Origin of the sequence: uncultured Thiocystis sp. (assembly GCF_903866365.1) — a bacterium.
Taxonomy (GTDB): Bacteria; Pseudomonadota; Gammaproteobacteria; order Chromatiales; family Chromatiaceae; genus Chromatium.
Map to the genome: position 1 here is coordinate 1 of NZ_CAIPNF010000433.1, position 2826 is coordinate 2826.

Sequence of the window (2826 nt, forward strand, 5' to 3'; positions counted from 1 at the left end):
AATGCGGGAAGTCGAAGTGGCCGCGTAAAGATGCCGAAGATTCCAGGTGTCAATCACCGCGACGCCGTCCGTGCCTTACAGAAAGCAGGGTTCCGAGTTGTCCGGGAAAGCAAGCACATCATCATGTCTGACGGCGCGCGATTGGCCGAGGGGGTGGTTTTGCTCTTGCCGATGCGTTTGCCCCCGGAGATCTTGTGGTTCGGCGATCAGCCGAGCCAGGCGCAGAACGGCTTGACCGAAGGCCAGCGCGACAGGTCGGTGCCGATCTCCGAAAGGATCTTCAAGACGCTGTGCGGATTGAGCCCGTCGATGCGGGTCAGATCGACCCCGGCCAGACGAAAGAGCGGCTCGCGCAGGTCATCGATGCGCGGGGTGTTGCGATCGGCCTTGTGCTTGCGCACGGGCGGCGGAGCGTCGACGTCGGTCGCCGGATCGAGACGTGCCAGAACTTGCGCGATTTCCTCATCGCAGCGGGCGATCTGCTGCTGGTCGACGTCGAACAGTTCCACGGCTTGACGCAACGCAAACCGATGCTCTTCGCGCCAGTGGCCCTGCAACGCCTTGGCGATGGTCTCCGCCGATTGGCGGCAACGCCGATCCCGATGTTGCGCGAGAACCTGGGCATCACGCTCTCCGCCAAGAATGGCCCGGATGATCGTCATGCCGGTCACCCCGGTGAGGTCACTCACGACAGGATGCAGATGCAGGTTCATCTGGTTGAGCGCCTTTTGCAGGTGCTGGAGGTGCATCCCGGCGTCGCGCACCAGATTGGCCCGCTGGCGCAGATAGGCCCGCAGCACGCACATCGACGCCTCGGGGCGAAAGGCGCCGCGTAGCAAACCGAAGGTGTGCAACTCCTGGAGCCACTGGCAGTCGAGCACATCGGTCTTGCGCCCGGGGACGTGCTTGACGTGATGGGCATTGACCAGGAGAACCTCGAAACCGCGGCTCTCAAGCAACTCGAACAGGGGGATCCAGTAGACGCCCGTGGATTCCATGGCCACGGTGCGAATATGACACTGCGCGAGCCAATCGGCGAGACGCTCCAGATCGGCGGTGAAGGCGGGAAACTCACGCACCGATGGCGCATCCCGATCGACGGGGACGGCGACAAAATGGCTGGTGGCTCCGAGATCGATGCCGGCGGCATCCCAATTCAAGCGTTCCCAGTTGGGCTTGCACCTGCTGTGCTTGCGAGACCGCCTCACAGGCGGCCACCAGCGGCTTTTTGGATTGTTCAGCCAATGACGTGTTGCACTTCTTGGGTGGGAGAACCATACTTTTTTCCCCGTCGCCAATCAACGTGATGAGGGTTGGGAGGATCAGGCCGATCGGGAGTGTTCGTGGGGTTGCAGTCTTCCGAACGGGATCGCTTGCGCGTCACCACTGATGAGTCCGCTCACTCCCGGATCAGGCTAACAAACGGGCTTTGCACAGCACCATTGCGATTTCGACCTTGGGATCGGCTGATCGCCCATCAGTATGCCACGCCCAAGTTACTTGGCGATGAGGCCGCAGCGCGCGGTGAGGGGCTAACAAGCGGTTCAAGAGCGGACCCCGCAGACGGCGCGGCGCTCATTCTGAAGCGACGTGCCAGGCGGGGCCGCTTAACCTTTGCGTTGCCGCTTTTGGCACCTAACATCGGCCAAGTAGCCCGGCAGATACGCATCGGATGCCTTTATCTTGGCCCCACGCCCCCAACCCCGGCAACTCCGCCGCGATCCGCACGCTCTCCAGGCTGACGCGGACGCGGACCACGCGCCGAACCCCGGAATCGACGGCGGCGTCTGCTGGGATTCGTTCATCACCCCCAGCCGAACTGCTCACGCCCTGCGATCCCGCGCCGTTGATGGCCTATCCGGTCGATCGGCGCGTGAACAAGCCGTCCGAAGACGATGCTTCCTTGCTTGCCCCGTTGGGCGAATCCGGTCTTCTGGGTTAGCGTTCGAAGATGGAGACCACCGTGAACCCGGCTTGGCCGCCTCCACCCGGCGCATAGTGAACCGAGGCGGTGCGGTACGTTGGCCACGCCCATCCATAGGTCGACTGCTTCGGGTCGCTGGCATGCGGGGGACCGAGCACCCGCGAGACGGCGGGCAAGATCTGTTGGGTTTGATCCGCGCCGGGGATTTGCAGCAGGATCGACGCAACGCTGTCGCTGTGGGGGCGCGTCTCGACCGTGATGTCGATGGCGCGGTACTGGCCCCGAAAGTAGGCACAAGCGGCATTGATGGATTCGGCGCGCCGCAAATAATGCAGCGACGGGACGGGCTGGTCCTGACGGATAACTCGCAGGATCTGTTCGACATCGGCGGCGGGATCGGCGACGACGCGGCCGGCCGACAGCCAGAACAGGAACAGCGTCGACAGGATCCGGAGCGCGATCGAGGGACTGGACAGGGGGGTTTCCTGGTTTGGGGCCGATGTCCGCGCGGGCATCAATTCGCTGCCTTCGCCTTCCGCTCGAACACCTGCACCGCTGCATTCTCCAGCACCACCACCGCCCCGGCATCTGAACCCGCCTGGGCACCGAGCTTGCCGGTCAGCGACGCGATCCAGGACGGCCAGTCGCGCGCGGCCTGTTCCAGCTTTTTCCAGACCTTTGGCGGCAGGGTCGCGACCACCAGCGCCGTGTCCGTCTGAATGCCAATCTTCATCCCCGCCTTGACCGGGAGCGGTTTCGGCAGTTCGGTAAACTTCACGGTGAGTTCGAGGCGACCGGTCACGAGGTTCTCCGGGGTCAGTGGGGCGTCTTGGGGAAGGTCGGACGTGGGCGCGGGCGTGGGTTCCTTTGGGCGCTCGGCGCGGATCTTGGGGATTGGCGCG

3 protein-coding genes and 1 pseudogene are annotated in these 2826 nt (G+C 63.8%); 1 reads left to right on the plus strand and 3 read right to left on the minus strand.

Annotation, left to right across the window (positions count from 1 at the left end; all coding sequences use genetic code 11):
- Positions 1-206: 206 nt before the first annotated feature.
- Entirely contained in the window at positions 207-1160 is a 954-nt protein-coding gene (locus QZY07_RS23575; protein WP_295408217.1) for an IS110 family transposase, read from the minus strand.
- Between the two features lie 512 nt (positions 1161-1672).
- Between QZY07_RS23575 and QZY07_RS23580 the strand changes: the two genes are divergently transcribed.
- Positions 1673-1942: a hypothetical protein gene (locus tag QZY07_RS23580; RefSeq protein WP_295408220.1), complete on the plus strand. Its 270-nt coding sequence runs from the start codon at positions 1673-1675 to the stop codon at positions 1940-1942.
- On the opposite strand, the gene QZY07_RS23585 is transcribed toward QZY07_RS23580, so the two are convergent.
- Positions 1939-2439: a hypothetical protein gene (locus tag QZY07_RS23585; RefSeq protein WP_295408222.1), complete on the minus strand. Its 501-nt coding sequence runs from the start codon at positions 2437-2439 to the stop codon at positions 1939-1941. The two genes, QZY07_RS23580 and QZY07_RS23585, sit on opposite strands and share 4 nt — an antisense overlap.
- Positions 2439-2826, minus strand: a pseudogene (locus QZY07_RS23590) (hypothetical protein); the annotation flags it as partial. The gene QZY07_RS23585 and the pseudogene QZY07_RS23590, both read right to left, overlap by 1 nt.